The 16,620-nt window shown below is 58.6% G+C and carries 18 protein-coding genes and 2 pseudogenes; 6 read left to right on the top strand and 14 right to left on the bottom strand.

The features are described from left to right. Window positions 1-111: 111 nt before the first annotated feature. Window positions 112-1,476: a CHAD domain-containing protein gene (locus C8D92_RS02715; RefSeq protein WP_165819222.1), complete on the top strand. Its 1,365-nt coding sequence runs from the start codon at window positions 112-114 to the stop codon at window positions 1,474-1,476. Between the two features lie 318 nt (window positions 1,477-1,794). On the opposite strand, the gene C8D92_RS02710 is transcribed toward C8D92_RS02715, so the two are convergent. Continuing rightward, window positions 1,795-2,361: a nucleoside deaminase gene (locus C8D92_RS02710; protein WP_116918608.1), complete on the bottom strand. Its 567-nt coding sequence runs from the start codon at window positions 2,359-2,361 to the stop codon at window positions 1,795-1,797. A 177-nt stretch (window positions 2,362-2,538) separates the two neighbouring features. On the opposite strand from C8D92_RS02710, the gene C8D92_RS02705 reads away from it, so the two are divergent. Then, window positions 2,539-3,495: a 1-phosphofructokinase family hexose kinase gene (locus C8D92_RS02705; RefSeq protein ID WP_116918361.1), complete on the top strand. Its 957-nt coding sequence runs from the start codon at window positions 2,539-2,541 to the stop codon at window positions 3,493-3,495. A gap of 10 nt (window positions 3,496-3,505) precedes the next feature. Here C8D92_RS02705 and ada read toward each other — a convergent pair whose 3' ends face one another. After that, complete coding sequence (ada, locus tag C8D92_RS02700) at window positions 3,506-4,591, bottom strand: bifunctional DNA-binding transcriptional regulator/O6-methylguanine-DNA methyltransferase Ada (RefSeq protein ID WP_116918360.1); 1,086 nt, start codon at window positions 4,589-4,591, stop codon at window positions 3,506-3,508. Between the two features lie 197 nt (window positions 4,592-4,788). Further along, complete coding sequence (locus tag C8D92_RS15745) at window positions 4,789-5,079, bottom strand: hypothetical protein (RefSeq protein ID WP_207775106.1); 291 nt, start codon at window positions 5,077-5,079, stop codon at window positions 4,789-4,791. Between the two features lie 163 nt (window positions 5,080-5,242). Here C8D92_RS15745 and C8D92_RS02690 point away from each other — a divergent pair, with 163 nt between their 5' ends. The 3 genes from C8D92_RS02690 (at window position 5,243) to C8D92_RS02680 (ending at window position 8,513) form a co-directional block, all read left to right on the top strand. Next, on the top strand, window positions 5,243-6,856 hold the full coding sequence (locus C8D92_RS02690; RefSeq protein WP_116918359.1) for a methyl-accepting chemotaxis protein: 1,614 nt from the start codon (window positions 5,243-5,245) through the stop codon (window positions 6,854-6,856). A 70-nt stretch (window positions 6,857-6,926) separates the two neighbouring features. After that, window positions 6,927-8,069: a porin gene (locus tag C8D92_RS02685; protein ID WP_116918358.1), complete on the top strand. Its 1,143-nt coding sequence runs from the start codon at window positions 6,927-6,929 to the stop codon at window positions 8,067-8,069. A gap of 12 nt (window positions 8,070-8,081) precedes the next feature. After that, window positions 8,082-8,513: a type 2 periplasmic-binding domain-containing protein gene (locus C8D92_RS02680; RefSeq protein ID WP_243402333.1), complete on the top strand. Its 432-nt coding sequence runs from the start codon at window positions 8,082-8,084 to the stop codon at window positions 8,511-8,513. A gap of 122 nt (window positions 8,514-8,635) precedes the next feature. Here the strand turns inward: C8D92_RS02680 and C8D92_RS15635 are convergent, their stop codons facing one another. The 3 genes from C8D92_RS15635 to C8D92_RS02670 all read right to left on the bottom strand — a co-directional run bounded on the left by C8D92_RS15635 (window position 8,636) and on the right by C8D92_RS02670 (window position 11,282). Next, window positions 8,636-8,809, bottom strand: a complete 174-nt coding sequence (locus tag C8D92_RS15635; RefSeq protein WP_165819221.1) for a hypothetical protein — start codon at window positions 8,807-8,809, stop codon at window positions 8,636-8,638. Window positions 8,810-9,141: 332 nt separating this feature from the next. Further along, a complete protein-coding gene (locus C8D92_RS02675) occupies window positions 9,142-10,461 on the bottom strand; it encodes a sodium-dependent transporter (protein WP_116918357.1) in 1,320 nt (439 codons plus the stop codon). Window positions 10,462-10,595: 134 nt separating this feature from the next. Further along, the gene (locus C8D92_RS02670; protein WP_116918356.1) at window positions 10,596-11,282 is read right to left on the bottom strand and encodes a winged helix-turn-helix transcriptional regulator; all 687 of its coding nucleotides are present in this window, start codon (window positions 11,280-11,282) and stop codon (window positions 10,596-10,598) included. A gap of 235 nt (window positions 11,283-11,517) precedes the next feature. Here C8D92_RS02670 and C8D92_RS02665 point away from each other — a divergent pair, with 235 nt between their 5' ends. After that, window positions 11,518-12,348: a class I SAM-dependent methyltransferase gene (locus tag C8D92_RS02665; RefSeq protein WP_116918355.1), complete on the top strand. Its 831-nt coding sequence runs from the start codon at window positions 11,518-11,520 to the stop codon at window positions 12,346-12,348. Between the two features lie 133 nt (window positions 12,349-12,481). Here C8D92_RS02665 and C8D92_RS02660 read toward each other — a convergent pair whose 3' ends face one another. The 8 genes and pseudogenes from C8D92_RS02660 to C8D92_RS02620 all read right to left on the bottom strand — a co-directional run bounded on the left by C8D92_RS02660 (window position 12,482) and on the right by C8D92_RS02620 (window position 16,465). Next, a complete protein-coding gene (locus C8D92_RS02660; protein WP_095610730.1) occupies window positions 12,482-12,769 on the bottom strand; it encodes a HigA family addiction module antitoxin in 288 nt (95 codons plus the stop codon). Between the two features lie 10 nt (window positions 12,770-12,779). After that, the gene (locus tag C8D92_RS02655; protein ID WP_116918354.1) at window positions 12,780-13,058 is read right to left on the bottom strand and encodes a type II toxin-antitoxin system RelE/ParE family toxin; all 279 of its coding nucleotides are present in this window, start codon (window positions 13,056-13,058) and stop codon (window positions 12,780-12,782) included. 682 nt (window positions 13,059-13,740) lie between these two features. Then, window positions 13,741-14,844, bottom strand: a complete 1,104-nt coding sequence (locus C8D92_RS02645) for an Acg family FMN-binding oxidoreductase (protein WP_207775105.1) — start codon at window positions 14,842-14,844, stop codon at window positions 13,741-13,743. Window positions 14,845-14,860: 16 nt separating this feature from the next. Next, window positions 14,861-15,154 carry a hypothetical protein gene (locus C8D92_RS02640; protein ID WP_116918351.1) on the bottom strand — a complete coding sequence of 98 codons (294 nt, stop codon included), beginning with the start codon at window positions 15,152-15,154 and terminating at the stop codon, window positions 14,861-14,863. Window positions 15,155-15,374: 220 nt separating this feature from the next. Next, window positions 15,375-15,682, bottom strand: a pseudogene (locus tag C8D92_RS02635) (transposase); the annotation flags it as partial. Further along, window positions 15,674-15,859: pseudogene (locus C8D92_RS16060) on the bottom strand (transposase); the annotation flags it as partial. The pseudogenes C8D92_RS16060 and C8D92_RS02635, both read right to left, overlap by 9 nt. 83 nt (window positions 15,860-15,942) lie before the next feature. Beyond that, on the bottom strand, window positions 15,943-16,212 hold the full coding sequence (gene brnA / locus C8D92_RS02625; RefSeq protein WP_116918350.1) for a type II toxin-antitoxin system BrnA family antitoxin: 270 nt from the start codon (window positions 16,210-16,212) through the stop codon (window positions 15,943-15,945). Further along, window positions 16,202-16,465: a BrnT family toxin gene (locus tag C8D92_RS02620; RefSeq protein ID WP_116918349.1), complete on the bottom strand. Its 264-nt coding sequence runs from the start codon at window positions 16,463-16,465 to the stop codon at window positions 16,202-16,204. The genes brnA and C8D92_RS02620 overlap by 11 nt, the downstream gene beginning before the upstream one ends. Window positions 16,466-16,620: the final 155 nt, after the last annotated feature.

Genomic DNA, 16,620 nt, shown 5'->3' with positions numbered 1-16,620 from the left:
AGGACAGAAAAGCCAGTAACTGTGGCCGAACGTCCGATTGACAGAGTATCCCAGGCACGGTCGACAATGGTACGCACAGACGATCAGCGGAAGAACCAGAGGGCCCCCTGTATGAAAACCCTGTTCCTGGTCCGACACGGCAAATCAAGCTGGGACCAGCCGGATCTCCCCGACGACCGACGTCCCCTCAAGAAACGCGGACGGCGGCAGGCGCTGGCACTCGGCCCGGCCCTCAAAAAAGCCGGTGCGTTCGCGGGCAGCCTCTACGTCAGCCCCGCTGCACGGGCTCAGGAGACCGCGACCGGCATCATCGAGGCGCTGCCTGCCGGCAGCCCACTGCGGCTCGAGACCGACAACACGCTCTACACCTTCGATGACGACCATCTGATGCAGTGGCTCCAGTCCCGGCCCAAACAGTCTCCAGTCACGATCATCGGACACAACCCCGCTCTGCTCGATCTCGCCAACCGCCTGCTGGATGCCCCTCTGGAGACGCTGCCCACCGGAACGGCGCTGCAAATCACCCTGCCCGGCGTTTCCTGGCGTCAGGTGAACCGGCAGGCCGGGCAACTCACGGCCCGGTTCCTGCCAGAGCAGCTCAGCTATAAGCTGTTCCGGCGCAAAGCACCCGCGGCACCGGACCTGAATGGGCTCGGTCTGCGCAAGCGCATTCCGGCCATGCTGGCGCATCAGGCCGAGCTCATATCAGCACTGCAAAGCGGGGTGCGGCACGGTCATGACCCGGAGTTTCTGCACCAGTTCCGCGTTAACCTTCGCAAAAGCCGCGCGATCGCAGAGGCGCTGGAACGGGTCCAGAAGGACAAGTCCCTCAAGAAAGGGATCAAGGGACTCAAACGCCAGGCCCGGAACACCAGCCATCTCCGGGATCTTGATGTCTTCCTCGGGACACTGGCGGAGTGGCGGGGGGATCCGGCGCGCCGGGAGGTGATCGACGACCTCGGTCTGCAATCATCGTTTTCGAGAGAGCAACAGGCGGCGCATCAACAGCTTGTGAAGCAGCTGGACGGCGAGGACTTCGCACACGACATGAACCGCTGGCATCGTCTGATTCAGGACGGCGCCATCAAGCGACTGACAAAGGATCTCAAGCCGAAGTCCATCCGCAAAACACTCGAAAAACAGACGGCGCGGCATGATCGTCTTCTGAACCGCCTCACCCACGACGCCCCGGACGATGAATTCCACCGGGTCCGCAAGGCGCTCAAGCGTGTCCGATACCTCATTGAGATGGACCCGGACCACCTGGCGGGCGCCATCAAGCACCTCAAGGCCCGCCAGAAACTGCTGGGGCGCTTTCAGGATCGACACGTACAGATGGTCCTGCTGGACAACATCGCGAGACAGCGATCAACGCCGGACCAGCAAAAAAACCTGAGCTGGCTGATGGATCAAATCCGGGCGGAAAAGCAGACGGCTCGGGAGGAGATTCTGGCACTGCCGCCGCTGAGCGACTGATCGGGGCCGCTGTTGCCATAGTGACCATACTCACACCGCGACCGGGCGCTTTCATTCATAGACAACGAACATCATCGGCATGGGGCTGATGCTGTTGCTTGCCACTCCACTGGTACTGTGACGACAACGTCCGGCTCGGCCTGGAGCGACTCGCCGCGCTCCTTGAGTCCGGTCCCACTCGTTAATCGCTCAGCCACGGCGCGCGGCTTCAATCGCGGCGATGATGGCTCAGAACAGCGCCAGGAAGATCAGAATGAACCCAGTACCATTCGGAACGCCAACATGTCCAGCATCCGCCCCTCAACGACATCCCGGTCGTTAAAGCGCGCTCAGACCCTTCCAGTCCTCCAGGTCCTGATCCGGCTTCTCCAAGCGGAAGCGGGCGTAAAGATCAATACCCGTCGGATCTTCCAGAATGTCCACCGCAACGCCCTTCTCCCGCAGCAGGGCCTCATTACCCGAGGCGGTGGTCACGTCCCCGACCACGACCCGGCTGAACCCGCGCATGTAAAGCAGTGTGGCGCAGACATCGCAGGGGCTGAGGCTGGTGTAGAGCGTGGTGGCGCTGAAATCAATCCGGCCGGCATCACGAATCGCTGACGTTTCGCCATGATTGTAGGGGTGGCTCTCCTGCACCAGCGTGTTGTGCCCTTTCCCAACAATCCGCCGGGTGGCATTGTCCACGATCACCGCGCCAATCGGGCAGCCGCCCTCGTCATAGCTCTTGCGGGCCAGCAGCACGGCAATGCGCATGACCTCCGCGTCGGTGAGGCGGCCGGCGAAGTCATCATCCATCAGGACGGGCAGACTCCGGGTCGGCATATGGGCGATGGCGTTCAGCGCCTGTTCAGTGATGTCGGTATGGGCGTTCAGCAGAGGCATCATTGCGTCCGTTCGGATCTCACAGCGGCTCCGCCACATCCTCGCTGATCTCCGCGGGATTCGCCAGAGTCTCCCTGAAAACCAAGCGCCCGCGGCATGGCGCTTGGTCGAATCCGCCCGCCCCGATAATATGACCAAGGTATACCCTGGCTGTTCGCCGTCTGTCCCGAGGAGTCTTTGATGGCCGATGCGCTCGCGCACCACCCCGTCGCCGTGTTGAGCCTGAACCCGGCAGTGGATGTCACCTATGACATCCCCCAACTGATCGCCGACCAGAAAGTCCGCGCCCACCGTTCGCGCTTCGACCCCGGCGGAAGTGGCATCAACGTCAGTCGCGGCCTCAAACGACTGGCCGTGGACGCCCGGACATTCTGTGTGATCGCCGGCGGCATCGGGCGCGCCCTGAAACAGCAGCTCGACACGGAGCTGGGTGACGTCACCTATCAGGAAGTCGACGGTGAAACACGGATCAACAGCGCCATCCTCGAGAGCGTCTCGGGCGCCCAGTACGAGGTCAGCGGCGTCGGTCCCCACGTTGCGGCGGACCAACGGGAGCGATTGCTCGAGCCATTCCTGACCCACTGTCAGGGCGGGCTCGGCATCCTGTGCGGCTCTCTGCAAAGGGACCTGCCACAGGATCTCTTCGCCGACGTCGTGCGCCGGATTCATGCCGCCGGAGGCCTTGCGGTGATCGACTCCCATGACAAGCCACTGCGACACGCGATCGATGCCGGCCCCTTCCTCATCAAACCTAACCGGTACGAGCTGGAGGTGCTCGCGGGCCAATCGCTGCCCCGTCAATCCGATGTCGTCCGGGAAGCCCGTCGGCTGCTCGAATGCGGCGTGGGCAAGGTCTGTGTCTCCATGGGAGCCGAAGGCGCGTTGCTGGTCACCGCCTCCGGCGTCCTGAAAGGCGATGCGCCGTCGGTGCCGGTTGTCTCCACCGTCGGTGCGGGTGACTCCATGGTGGCCGGTTTGGCGGGACGAATCGCACAGGGCGCTTCCGACGAAGACGCCCTGCGTGAGGGCATGGCGTGCAGTGCCGCGACGGTCATGCAGCCGGGAACGGAGTTATTCGACCAAAAAACAGTGGACCGGCTGCGCGACAAGGTCCGGGTGACACCCCTTTCGATGTGACCATCCTGGCCTATTGGGTGGATCGCGCTTCCCGTTCGAGCAACGCACGCTTCCGCTCGACACCCCAACGGTAACCGGAGAGCCCGGCATCCTTGCGCACCACACGATGGCAGGGGATCGCCACCGCCAGGCGGTTGCTGGCACAGGCCCGGGCGACGGCCCGCACGGACTTTGGCGAACCGATGCGCTGCGCGATCTCGCTGTAACTCGCCGTCTCCCCGGCGGGAATGCGGCGCAGGGCCTGCCAGACCCGCTGCTGGAAGGCCGTACCGCGTATGTCGAGCGGCAGATCGAGCCCGATCTGGGGCGAATCGACAAATCCCACCACCGCCGCCACCTGAGACTCGAAGGCCGCGTCGCCGCCGGTCAGTGTGGCGTTGGGGAACTGGTCCTGAAGCTCCCGCGCCAGGGCATCCGGGTCGTCCCCCAGCAGAATCGCACAGACGCCACGCTCGCTGGACGCCACCAGGATGGCCCCGAGCGAGCATTCGCCCACGGCGAAGCGTATGGTTTCGTTGGCGCCACCATCGCGGTAGCTCTTCGGCGCCATCCCCAGGGCCTGATCGGCGCGCTCATAGAACCGGCTGACCGCGTTGAAGCCGGAGTCGAAAATGGCGTCCGTGATACTCCCCGCGCGCCGGAGCACTTCCCGAAGCCGGCGGTCGCGGTGGGCGGCGCCGTATTGCCTCGGGGTCAGGCCGGTAACCTCGCGGAAAACACGATGAAAGTGCGAGCTGCTCATGCCAGCCTCCCGCGCGAGCGCACTGACGCCGGGCATGGTGTCCGACGCTTCGATGGCCCGACACGCCGCGGCGACCGCCGACGCCCGCCGCTCCGCAAGCGACGGCGCATCCGGACGACAGCGCTGACAGGGGCGAAAGCCCGCCTGCTCGGCACTCTCACGGGTGGCGTGAAAACGCACATTCTCCGGCCTGGCCGGTCGTGTCGGGCACGACGGCCGGCAGTACACACCGGTGGTGATGACCGCATAGAAGAAACGGCCGTCGGCCTCCGGGTCGCGGGTCAGTACGGCGGCCCAGCGTGGATCGTCGGCGACGGTTTCCGCCTCTCGGGTGCTGCTCGATGGTGTGCTCATGGTCGTACCTTCCACCTCAGGGGTTTCAACAGAGCATACCAACCGCCCCTCGCTGCCACACTCCGGTAACTGCTCCCAAACAGTGTCTATCAACGTGGATGTCGCGTTTAAGTCATCAGCTCTTTACCGATGGACTGCCGTTTCCGGATGCAGGGTCACTGACTCCGGCAAGCTGAGGTTTCGGATCACACCGGCCACTATATCTGGTTTCGGGCAAAGACAATCAACGCCCACACCACCACCAGCACCGGCAGGTACCGGCCCACCAGATACACCCGCCACTCCCACCACCGATTGGCGGTGCCGAGAACCGTTCGAATCCGGTGTGGCGGAAAATAGCTGGTGACCGCCACCGTCACCAGCACCAAAAACCAGCCATAGAAGGTGCCAAAGCGGCCCACCTGACGATAGGTGGCCACCGTGCTTCCTTCGGACAACCGACCAGCGGCGACCTCCAGAATCATGATCGGCATCACCACGATGAGCACGGTCTGGCAAACCCCCGATACTCTAGACCTGAAAGCGGCTTGACGTACAAAAAGCCGAAGCTAATCTCAAGTTAAGGTTAGTTTTTCAAAGTTTTTTATGACGATTAAGTCAGTGTAGCCCGTCCGCCTTTAGTGCCGGACCGTGATTTAGGAGTATGGTTTCTTGATCAGAAAACTATCCATTACGCGCAAGATACTGCTGATCCCGTTGGTTGGCGCTGCCGGGTTCATATTTTATGTGATGTTCAGTGTCATGGCGGTCAATGATGCTGTTGAGAAGTTGGACGTTGCGCAAGACCAGCAGTTTCCTCTGATGCTGACGGCGGAATCGAATCGCGTTCGGCTGGATAAGATCAAGAACACGCTGAGCAGCGCGGTTTCTGCGGGAGAGGCTGAAAAGCTGACACAAGCAAACACTCTCGCTGAGGCATTCCGCTCTGATTTTAAGGACGTGAATGTTCAGGATGATGCCACTCGTCGTGAGATCGAGGACATATTGAAAGACTTCGACGCGTATTATTCGCTCGCCTCCTCTTTATCCAAGGATATGGTGGAAGGGAGTGCCGACTTTTCAAAAGTTGGGGAACGCGCCGATAAGATGTCGTCCATGATCAAGCAACTGGACACAAGGCTCGACGGTTTTTATGAGGATCAGAGGGGTAAATTCAAGGCAGCCTTCGATAATGCCAACCAGGAAGCGGCAAACATTGCCAATGTTGGCATCCTGGCGGCGGTGGTCACCCTGGGCGCGTTGCTCGCGGTCGCTATTCCAATAAGCCGTGTCATCAGCAAGAGCATGGATGAAGTGGTCGACCGGCTGAGAACCATGGCGCAAACCGACGGCGACCTGACCATTCGAATCAGCACCAACTCGCAGGATGAAGTTGGTGATCTCGTGTATTGGTTCAACAGTTTTGTAGAGAAGTTACAGCAGGTTATCCGGCAGCTCGTTGAGTCGGCTGTACCGCTTGCGGAACTATCTGAGACGGTTCATAACCTGTCCGGGCGTATGCAGAAAAGCCTCGGCCAGCAGGATGAATATGCGGCTCAGTCCCAGCAAGCGATGGAGGAGATGAGCCGTAGTGTCGCCGAGATTGCAGAGAGCGCCGCCGAGGCAGCAAACGCGGCAAGTAACGCCAATCAGCACGCGGAGCAGGGTAATCGCGTCGTTGGCGAGACAGTATCTGGAATCAACTCCCTGTCGCAAAGACTGGGTGAGGCGGCCGAGGTTGTCGGCAACGTTCAGCAGCACACTGATAAGGTCAGTGGCGTTCTGGATGTGATTAAAGGCATTGCAGAGCAGACCAACCTCCTTGCGTTGAATGCTGCGATTGAAGCCGCCCGCGCCGGTGAGCAGGGGCGCGGCTTTGCTGTTGTCGCTGATGAAGTGAGGGCACTTGCGTCCAGAACCCAGGACTCAACCGAAGAGATCACTGAAACCCTGAAGAATCTCCAGGAGGTGGCCCAGAGGGCTGTAGCGGACATGCAGAACAGTACCGAGGTTGTTCAGAGCAATGTCGACAAGGTTGGCCACGCCGGAGAGACACTTCAATCGATTACGGGGTTGGTGGATACGATAACCAGCATGAACCAGCAGATTGCGACGGCAACCGAACAGCAGGAGTCACTGTCGCGCGATATGGTCAACCAGGTTAATCAGATTCGCGAGCAAACTAAAGAGGGTGCGACTGACTCGGATGAGCTAAAAGGAGTTTCGGAACGGCTGGATGTACTGGCTCGGGAACTAAAAGCTGTTGCGGGCCAATTCAGAGTCTGATCCGACGTGTTTTTTGCCAGGAGGGTTGGGGAGTGAGTTGTGACAACAATCAACGAATGAGGAGTGGAAGATGGTCCCAATTAACAGGAAATCGATAGCACTTACCTCAGCGCTTTTGGTTTGCGCCAACACGCAGGCTGGGGATTTGCGTTTAAACGGGTTTGCTTCCTTTGGTGGTGGTCAGTTTGAAGCCGATGACAGCGCTGCCTCAGAAAGTTACCAGGGGTTTGATGACAACTTCACAATGAAGCCTGTTACGAAGATTGCCCTACAGGCTACTGCAGAGGTTAACAAGGATGTAACGGTGACAGGCCAGTTACTGGCATCCGGAAACGATGACTACAACATGGAGGCCGAGTGGGCTTATCTGACTTATGAAGCGAATCGGAACCTTGACCTCAGGGTAGGACGACTGCGGTCTCCGTTCTTTCGATACTCGGATTCTCTTGATGTCGGTTACGCCTACCCCTGGGTCGCTCCTCCAAGGCAGGTCTATCGATTCATTTTTGACACGGTAGAGGGTGTTGACGCCGTTTATAACACCCGGGTCGCAGGGTGGAATGCGACGGTACAGGCCTACTATGGCCGGCTTCAGGATGAAACCGTGTTGCTGGGCGAAGAAGTGGACCTTGACCTGACCAAGTTTACGGGTGTGAATCTCACCCTCGACCGAGACTGGCTGACCTTCAGGGCATCGTACAATCGCGCAGATTTTGATGTTGCATCGCCTGCCGCATTGACTACCGTGTTAAGCGGATTGCCTAATGATGTTGCAGAAGTGTTGAGGGCGGAAGACGAGGTCGGTGAGTTCTGGGGCGTTGCGGCAGAAATCGATTATGCCAACTGGCTCTTTATCTCAGAGTACACAGAGCTGCTGGTGGATGAGCAATCAACCACTTCCGAGGATGAGGGCTGGTACGCGACAATCGGCCGGCGAATCAGTGATTTTACCCTTCATGTGACCTATGAAGAGCAAACAGATGATCCAGATCTCTCATTTGTGGATGGCCAACCTGCTGTGGTGCAGGGAGCCGCGCAACAGTTGGTTGCGAGTAATGACAATAGCGCCGTCACGGTCGGGGTGCGTTACGATTTCGCGCCCGGGACTGCTTTCAAGCTCGACGTTACCCAGACTGAGGAAGAGGATGTTCTCGACGACAGCGTGAGCAATGAAGGGCGTCTTGTCGCCTTCACGATAGACACGGTTTTTTAAGGAGAGTTAGCTATGAGAGGTCACGTGAAACAACTCGGATTCGCCTTTTTGACGTCGACTCTGCTGCTTTTCAGTGTCAGTGCATTGGCTGAAAATGCGGTCATTGTTCACCCATCCAACTCGGCGAAACTGAACCAAGATCAGGTGGCTGCCATCTTTCTCGGCAAGGCAAGCTCGTTTCCAGATGGTAGCGAGGCTATTCCCGTCGATCAGGCTGAGGGTAGCGATATACGGAAGGGTTTCTCAGAGAGCGTACTCGGTAAAAGTCCCAGCCAACTGAAGTCCTTCTGGTCTGAAAAGATGTTTACCGGCAAGGGGAGCCCGCCGAAGTCGGTTTCCGATGCGGCGGCTGTCAAGGAGCTCGTATCCGATAATCCCAATACAATCGGATATGTGGACGAGAAACATGTCGATGGAAACGTGAAGGTTGTTTTTAAGTTCTAGAACGATAGGCTGAAACGCCATCGCTGCTTTGGCGTTATCGAGGGCGGGCGCTCCAATCCTTGCCCGCCCTCATTGGGCGATTATCAGCTGATATCGAATCTATCTGCGTTCATCATCTTGATTCAGTCCCTCACGAAGTCGTGAACGAACTTCTCCTCGTTGTCGTCCTGTGAGTAGACTTCCGCATAGGCACGCAGAATGGAGTTGGAACCGAACACCAGGTCGACAGTGAGACTGTGAGGCGGCGCCATCTTCTTGAGAATGGCTTCCTTACGTTCCGGGGAGTAATGGAGCATGATTGTCCTCTGAAGTATTCAGGCGACAAATACGTTGACACATAGGGCCTCCGGGTCGCGGGTCCGCACCGCGGCCCAGCGTGGATCGTCGGCGACGGTTTCCGCCTCTCGGGTACGGCTCGATGGTGTGCTCATGGTCGTGCCTTCCACGTCAGGGGTTTCAACAGAGCATACCAACCACCCGTCGCTGCCACACTCCGGTAACTGCTCCCGAACAGTGTCTGTCAACGTAGATGCCGCGTTTAAGTCATCAGCTCTTTACCAATGGACTGCCGTTTCCGGATGCAGGGTCACTGACTCCGGCAAGCTGAGGTTTCGGATCACACCGGCCACTATATCTGGTTTCGGGCGAAGACGATCAACGCCCACACCACCACCAGCACCGGCAGGTACCGACCCACCAGGTACACCCGCCACTCCCACCACCGATTGGCCGTGCCGAGGACCGTTCGAATCCGGTGTGGCGGAATGAACCAACACAGTAACGCCGCGCCCGTCACCCCTGAGAAAATGATGACATCACCACCGGCCACACGGTCGATCACGTCCAGTACCGGCTCGCCCGCAATTCGCCATTCCAGGGGTGTGAAGCTCAGCGCCGATGCCGTTCCCAGCACCAGCATCACGCCGGTCACAATGGCCACGGCCGTGCCATTACGCAGCCGGAATTCCTCTGCCACCGCGGCAGTCACGACTTTCAGACCAGCCAGTGATGAGGTAAAGGCCGCGGCAAAGAACAGGCCGAAAAACAGGGCTGCCAGCCAGCCGCCGCCCGGAAGCTGATCGAAGACCCGGGGCAGCGTCTCGAAGGCCAGCGCCGAGCCCTGCCCCGGCTCCAGGCCAAAACTGAACACAAAGGGGAAGATCATCCAGCCGGCGAGAAGCGCGATACTGGTTTCCACACCGGCAACGGTCAGGCAGGCGCGGGGCAGATGGGTTTTCCGGGGAATGAAACTGCCGTAGGTGACCAGATAGCCCTGGCCAATGGCCAGTGTGTAAAACGCCTGGCCGAACGCGAATCCCCAGAGCTGGCCGCTCCACAGACGCGACCAGTCCACCTGAAAGAAAAAGTCCTTCGCCTCGCCCCACCCCGGCGTCTGGGATGCCTGAAACACCAGAAAGAGCACCACCGCCACCAGCGCCGGCATCAGCAGCTTGGACAGCGTCTCAATCGCCGTAACATCGCGCGCCAGAACAATCGCAGCAAGCACCGTCGTCGCGATGAAGAACCAGAGCGAGTTATAGCCGCTCGTAAACTCGTCGAAGACACGCAGCTCACCCCGTACCGAGTCCACCGCGTACCCCAGCGTCCACCCCGTGATCACCAGGTAATAGCTGGTGATCGCCACCGTCACCAGCACCACAAACCAGCCGTAGAAGGTGCCAAAGCGGCCCACCTGGCGATAGGTGCCGACCGTGCTGCCCTCTGACAATCGACCAGCGGCGACCTCCAGAATCATGATCGGCATCACCACCACGATGAGCGCGGTCAGATAGGCCACCACAAACGCGCCACCGCCGTTTTCGCCCATGATGTAGGGAAAGCGCCACAGGTTCCCCAGGCCGACGGCGGCGGCCGCCATGGAGGCAACGAATGCCGATTCCGAACTCCACTGTTTCCGGGACTCTTCAATGAATTCGTGACGGCGCAAATCGACTGACTTCCTTCTTCTGTAGCGTTGCTGGCAGATTAAGCCTGTTTCGTCTCCATAGGACAAGATTCCGGTGCCTAGTTCGCAAACCACGAGGCCCTTATCGAGCCGCTTCGCGGGGCGTGCCAGCGTGGCTATTGGTCGTGGGTCACGCCAGAGGCTTCGGCAAGCGCCGACAGCATCATCCACTGATGAATCGAGCGCGACACATCCACGCGACCGTGCAGGCGAACGTCGCCCCGCTCGATGGCTGGCGCCAGCGCTCGCTGACCAATCCAGATCGGCCCCAGTATCCGCACTTGCGTGATGAGGTAGAGGTCCACCTCGTGGCCGGGATCGGAGACGCACAGATCCACGTTCTGGCCTTCGATCAGCAACCACCACCAGCGCATCTCGTCCGGTGCGTCCTGAAAATCGAACTGCAGCACCGTGCGGCCCGACGGCAGCGCATCGGTATCGATCCGACGGCGCATGTCCCACATCAACACGCCGGCATCCCAGTCGGGGCCGTTGGCCTCACTTTCCACCCAACGCTGGCCCCACAGGCCCATGGCCCGAATCACCGGCTCCAGCGCATGGCCAGCGTCGGTCAGTTCATAGACGCCGGCGGCGCTCCGGGTGACCACGCCTTCTTCGGCAAGCTCCCGCAGGCGCTGAGCCAATAACGGGCGAGACATCAGCGGGACACCGCGATGAATCTCGTTGAAGCCCGTTGACCCACTGGTCAGCTCGCGCACGACCAACGGCGTCCAGCGTTTTGCCAGAATCTCCGATGCCTTGGCAACCGGGCAGAACTGGCCATAACCGGAAAAGCCCGCCATACCCTTCCCTCCTTGTGGCCCCGTTGTCCCTTCCGGGTAGGCGTTGCTCCCAGCCATTGCCGCTAAGCAGCCTTCGCCCTCCCTGAATCCTGCCATTCAGGCACCGCATTTTCCACGTCGCGCGGTTCAGTTTCTGAACTGGTTGCGCCGACATCCCGCTTGCGATGATGAATCGTGGCGGGCTGAGGCCCGTCAGACATCCACTGACGCTGAGCAACTCATGCGGAGGTTTCTCATGACAACGGCACAAGACACAGCGCAACACTCCCTACGCCCCCATAACCAGGGCCCGTCGGCCGTCTGGTCAAGCGGTGGCGCCGCCTACGATGAAGTCAGCCGTGGCATCCTCGATGCCATCGAACACGCCATCAATCGGTTGGAGCCAAGCCAACCGATGCGCATTCTCGACCTGGCGACGGGAACCGGCTGGACCGCACGCCGACTCGCCGAACGTGGCTATGATGTAACCGGGGCCGATTTTGCACCGGACATGCTATCGGCCGCCCGTGATCTGGCCGGCGCACGCCAACTGCCCATTCCTTTTGTGGATGGCGACGCCGAGGCACTGCCCTTTGACGATGGGGAATTCGATGCCCTCATCTCGACGTTCGGGGTCATGTTTACGCAGCGCCCCGAGGACGCCGCCGCCGAAATGGCCCGCGTCGTGCGCCCGGGCGGTCGGCTGGTCCTGGCCGTCTGGACACCGGACGGCAAGGTCTTCGAGATGTTCAAGGTCATCAAGCAATACATGCCAACGCCCGAAGGCGAACCGCCACCGTCTCCCTTCGCGTGGGGAGATACCGACCGGTTAAAGGTATTGCTGGGAGATGCCTTCGAACTGGCCTTTGAACGGGGCACGTCCTATTACCGCGAACCCGATGCCCTGGCCGCGTGGCGCACCTTTGTTGAGGGCTACGGCCCCGTCCAAACACTGGCCGGGAAACTGGATGCCAAACGACGCGACCAGTTTGAGTCCGATTTCGTGGCATTCCATGAGCAGTTCGAGGACGAACTCGGTGTGACCGTACCGCGCGATTACCTGATTGTGCGAGGAATCCGCCGTTGAGTGGGGCTGGCGGGTCAGGTTGCACAGAGCCTACTGGGTGCGTAGTCCCTGACCTCCAGACCAGCCCGGATACGGCTGACCGGTCGCGACAGTTACTTTTCAATAAATAGATCTGTCCCGGTTTTATCTACTTTTAGGCGGCACCAAGCTTCTTGACCTTGAGCTCCTTACGATGCTGCTCGGCATGCCAGAGTTCATACTGGGACTGTTGGTTGAGCCAACTTTCTGCTGACGTATCAAATGCGATAGACAATCGGATTGCCATCTCGGGACTAATACCAGCATTGCCGTTCAAGACCGCACTAAGCGTTTTACGGCTTACGCCCAAAGCCTCCGCTGCAGCCGTTACCGACAAGCCAAGGGGCTCCAGACATAATTCTCGCAATACTTCGCCGGGATGGGGAGGGTTATGCATCAACATTGGCCGTACCTCAGTGGTAATCTTCGTAATTCACTATCTCGGCATCTCCATCCTCAAACCTGAACGTCACTCGCCAGTTACCGCTGACCGTTACTGACCAAATTCCGGAGCGACTCCCCGAAAGTTGGTGTCGTCGCAGACCTGGCAAATCCATATCGCTGACGTCTGACGCCGCATTCAGCCTACCGAGAATGAGCCGAAGCCTTTTTGCATGAGCTGGCTGAATACCTGCAGTGCTGCCCGTCTTAAAAAATTTGGCCAGCCCTTTGTGCTTAAAACTTCGAATCATTTCGGAAATGTAACCCGTTACGTATCGGGTGTCAATTTACATAACGGCAGCTATAACGGGCAGCTTAAAGCACGGTGACGAAGGAACCTGAACTCAAGGGTAGCGGATCTGCAACTGGCTTGCGCCGGACAGCCCCACGACCCTGGCACCAACTTCTCCAACCGGAACAGAACTCGACTGAGCTACCAATTCGCTCTCCGATGCTGACGGCGTTGGCCGAGCACCGACATTTCCGGTTTTCTGCCAACTTTCCGCCGAGGCCCTGGCACACAGCCAACGAAAGGCCCGGAGCCACAGACCACTAACGACTTGCTCAGCGGCGCGCTTTAGCACGTCCGGTGGAGGCCCGTAGGGCCGGAACGTACTGGAGCTACTTGTTAACAGGCACGGGAAAGCGCCGGAGTATTGCTGCAACGAAGAGACCTATAGCCAGCCCCACCACATTCCAGGGATACAGATCCCCAAAAAAGTAATCTCCCAGCAGGCCACCAACGATGAAACCTAGAAGCGCTACTCGGAATTTCTGAAAACGTACCGACCATCTAAGCCTTTTTCGCTGCTTCTTGGCAAGCCGCTCGCGGCTGGGCTCTAAAATAGCTTCTGAGGCTTTCTCTGCTTCGTCCGGAGCAAGCAACTAATGCCTCCATGTCCTTATCATGCCTGTTAACGCCATTGTTGTTTTTCAAACCAATACCGACTCCACTGGACGCCGCAACGATCTCGGCATTTCCTTTCCCCGGCCAAAGCGTACGACGAGATCGGGTCTCCGGTCACCCAGCCCCAGGGCCTTGGCGAATTCGGGGCGAAGCCCGGACTCCTCGACAGGCTGATTCACAAAGGCGTTCCGAATTCCCAGCGCTGTCGCTTGTAGCGCAAAGCGCTCATAACAGCGGCCTGCCTCAACCCAGTGATTTCTATCATCGACATCCGAGACAAACACTGCGATTCCCGCCGAACTACGGATGTGACGGGCATTCTTGTCATTCTCCGGTTTCGCACGAAAGAAAGTGCGAAATAGTAGCCTCCCCAGCCAGCGCGGAGCCGGGGGGTTTCCGGTCGATCGGGCCGCCAACCCATCCCCGGATCGGATCGCTTCGCCATCACTGAAGCGAATCCAACTCTCCAGCTCATTCACAAAAGCCGGGTTGTTGGTCTGCAACGTGTTGCCCTCAACCACATATTCAAGAACTTTTTCCATGGCTTCGCGTTCGGTCAGCAGAATGACCGCAACGCCATTCCCGGTTCCCGCCGCTTCGAGCAGTCGCAGTTCTTCGGGAGCAAGCGGTTTACCATCAAAGTCGGTTCGTGTGCATTGCCGACGGGGAATTGCTTTGAACAGAGGCGATTCTTCCGCCTTCGATTGTTCCAGCCCGACCGTTATTACTCCACCGGATTCGGGGCTGAATTCCGCATTGCCTTTCAAGCCGAATGCCCTTGCCGCTTGGACGAGGTTCTCGGTAGCGCATCCCAGCGACACGAAAAGATGATGGTCATCCGGGTCAACCACTGGGGTACGCCGGGACAAATCCGGCAGGATCGCAATGGAACGATTCCCGAGCCGAAACCGCCAGCACTGTGTGTTGTGCCCGGAGGGAGCCAGCGTGGCGTAACGGATGATCTCTTTCATCTGCTCCGCCTCATCAGTCGGCGCGGCTTCGGCGTGGCGCCAGACGCTCCGCACTGCCTCTTCGTAGTTCATATCTAGATCCAACCTCCGCAACCCTAAAACGCGGCGGATCAGCAGCCGAGCGATAGCGAGGTCTGGCTGCATCCGTTTGTTGGGCATTTGTGGTAATACCCTATCATCCAAGCTTTGCGACGAGCTCATCTGCCAGTTTGGCAAGGTCGCCGGTATCAAAGAGCGCGAAAGTGTCGTAACGGACCTGAAGGAAAAGTCCTCCCTCTGATGTGGCGAGTGCGACTTCAATCGGAAACTTCTCACCCTTAACAGCGAGTTGCGTTCCGGTGCGCCGAAAGATGACGTGGTCAGGATTAGTGACGTGCTCGTCGAATCCGGCCTCTTTCATGATAGAGCGTGCCTGTTCCAGGGTAACGCTAGGTTCAATGTTTCGTTCTACAGGTTTCCAGCCCCACATAGTTGCCTCCTTCTTTAGGTTTTGTGTGTTGTGTCAAAGTTTGCCGTCCAACGAGGCTGTAGAAAAACGCTCCTAAGAGCCCCCGTTATAGCCTTTTTATTTCGTAGATTGGCCCCAAGCCCATGGCTGGGTCTTTTCCTGTTTTCTTGTTTAACCGACCACTGCCGGGTCCTGATGCGCCCCATAAAAGCGCTTGGAGCAGCTATTCCGAAGCACTGCCTTATGCCGCCATCCGCCCATAATTGGCCAGTTTCTCGATATTGTGGACGAGGCAGTAAAGCTGCCACTGGCCCTGCTCTTTTTCTCCCCTCTATGGCTGAACCGGTTCAGTCCCTTGATCGTGCCGATGTTGCCGAACACCGGCTCCACCACCGACATTCGAGGGCTGTAAACAGACTTGCCCTGTTGGCTATCTACGCGCTGCTTCATCCAGTCGGTGTAGGTCGGACCGCGTTTCGTGCTCGCAGTGTAGGACACCTGTCGTCCCTTGCCTTTTAGTCGGCGAACCGGATGATCTTGAGCAGGATTGTAGGCCTGCCGTCCGGTGTCCTCGTTGCGATACCGGGGATGGAAGACCGACAAATCCAGCTTGTGCTAAATGAGGTAATGCACCGCGTACTCGAAGGTGCCGGGCTGAATCTGGTCCTGGTAGTTGATCACGACCATGGCGTCCTGGTCGTAGTTGTAGGGCTTGAAACGGGGCATGATGGAAGACGGGTCCTTGTCAGCCAGCGATGGGTCGATGCTACCAGAGCCGGATCGGCGATTCCGGGACTTTTTCTACAGCCTCAACGTGCGCCGCTTGCGGCGTCACCGTTAAGCGCCTTGTTAGCAGCATCAGCTTCCAGGCGCTCAACCAGCCAGACCTTGATAATCGACTGTCTAGTGACACCTATTCGCGCTGCTTCGCGATCCAACGCCTCGACAACCCAGGACGGAAAATCAACATTGATACGCTTCTGTTCCTGGTTCACCCGACGTGCTGTCGAAAGGTCCAGGTCGTCAACGACATCTTGCTTATCCGCATCAAACTTTTCGTCGAAGTCTTCAGCATTCATACAGCTCCACCTCTCTCTTGCGAGACCGCCTGACAGAGATCAGGCGGATTCGGCCTTCCCTATAGGTAACGACAGCAGACCAATGCTTTGCTCCTACCCGGCCAATGATGAGAAAGCGCGGCTCGCCTTCTGTCTTAGCCTGAATTTCCAGAAGATCAGGGTCTTGCCAGAGCTCTTGGGCCGTGTCGAAGTCAATTCCATGCTTTGCAAGATTGGCCCTGCTCTTTTCGTCGTCGAACTCGAATTCTTCCATGAGTACAAATTATCCCTTTTTTACTCATCAGGCAAGATCGTGGAGGGGTGGGTACAGCTGCTAACGAGGCTGTAGAAAAACGCTCCCCAGAGCCCCCATCCCAGCCTTTTTGTGTCGTTCATTGTTCCCCAACCTATGGCTGGGCTTTTCCTGTT

Source organism: Tamilnaduibacter salinus (assembly GCF_003096655.1).
Lineage (GTDB): Bacteria > Pseudomonadota > Gammaproteobacteria > Pseudomonadales > Oleiphilaceae > Tamilnaduibacter > Tamilnaduibacter salinus.
The sequence above is the reverse complement of the archived record's forward strand: the minus strand, read 5'-3'. Positions and strand labels throughout refer to the sequence as shown.

What these genes read in the sequence shown, in the direction of transcription:
- C8D92_RS02715 (WP_165819222.1), top strand. Translation starts at nt 112, where the DNA reads ATGAAAACCCTGTTCCTGGTCCGACACGGCAAATCAAGCTGGGACCAG.
- C8D92_RS02710 (WP_116918608.1), bottom strand. Translation starts at nt 2,361, where the DNA reads ATGATGCCTCTGCTGAACGCCCATACCGACATCACTGAACAGGCGCTG.
- C8D92_RS02705 (WP_116918361.1), top strand. Translation starts at nt 2,539, where the DNA reads ATGGCCGATGCGCTCGCGCACCACCCCGTCGCCGTGTTGAGCCTGAAC.
- ada (WP_116918360.1), bottom strand. Translation starts at nt 4,591, where the DNA reads ATGAGCACACCATCGAGCAGCACCCGAGAGGCGGAAACCGTCGCCGAC.
- C8D92_RS02685 (WP_116918358.1), top strand. Translation starts at nt 6,927, where the DNA reads ATGGTCCCAATTAACAGGAAATCGATAGCACTTACCTCAGCGCTTTTG.
- C8D92_RS02680 (WP_243402333.1), top strand. Translation starts at nt 8,082, where the DNA reads ATGAGAGGTCACGTGAAACAACTCGGATTCGCCTTTTTGACGTCGACT.
- C8D92_RS15635 (WP_165819221.1), bottom strand. Translation starts at nt 8,809, where the DNA reads ATGCTCCATTACTCCCCGGAACGTAAGGAAGCCATTCTCAAGAAGATG.
- C8D92_RS02670 (WP_116918356.1), bottom strand. Translation starts at nt 11,282, where the DNA reads ATGGCGGGCTTTTCCGGTTATGGCCAGTTCTGCCCGGTTGCCAAGGCA.
- C8D92_RS02665 (WP_116918355.1), top strand. Translation starts at nt 11,518, where the DNA reads ATGACAACGGCACAAGACACAGCGCAACACTCCCTACGCCCCCATAAC.
- C8D92_RS02660 (WP_095610730.1), bottom strand. Translation starts at nt 12,769, where the DNA reads ATGTTGATGCATAACCCTCCCCATCCCGGCGAAGTATTGCGAGAATTA.
- C8D92_RS02655 (WP_116918354.1), bottom strand. Translation starts at nt 13,058, where the DNA reads ATGATTCGAAGTTTTAAGCACAAAGGGCTGGCCAAATTTTTTAAGACG.
- C8D92_RS02645 (WP_207775105.1), bottom strand. Translation starts at nt 14,844, where the DNA reads ATGCCCAACAAACGGATGCAGCCAGACCTCGCTATCGCTCGGCTGCTG.
- C8D92_RS02640 (WP_116918351.1), bottom strand. Translation starts at nt 15,154, where the DNA reads ATGTGGGGCTGGAAACCTGTAGAACGAAACATTGAACCTAGCGTTACC.
- brnA (WP_116918350.1), bottom strand. Translation starts at nt 16,212, where the DNA reads ATGAATGCTGAAGACTTCGACGAAAAGTTTGATGCGGATAAGCAAGAT.
- C8D92_RS02620 (WP_116918349.1), bottom strand. Translation starts at nt 16,465, where the DNA reads ATGGAAGAATTCGAGTTCGACGACGAAAAGAGCAGGGCCAATCTTGCA.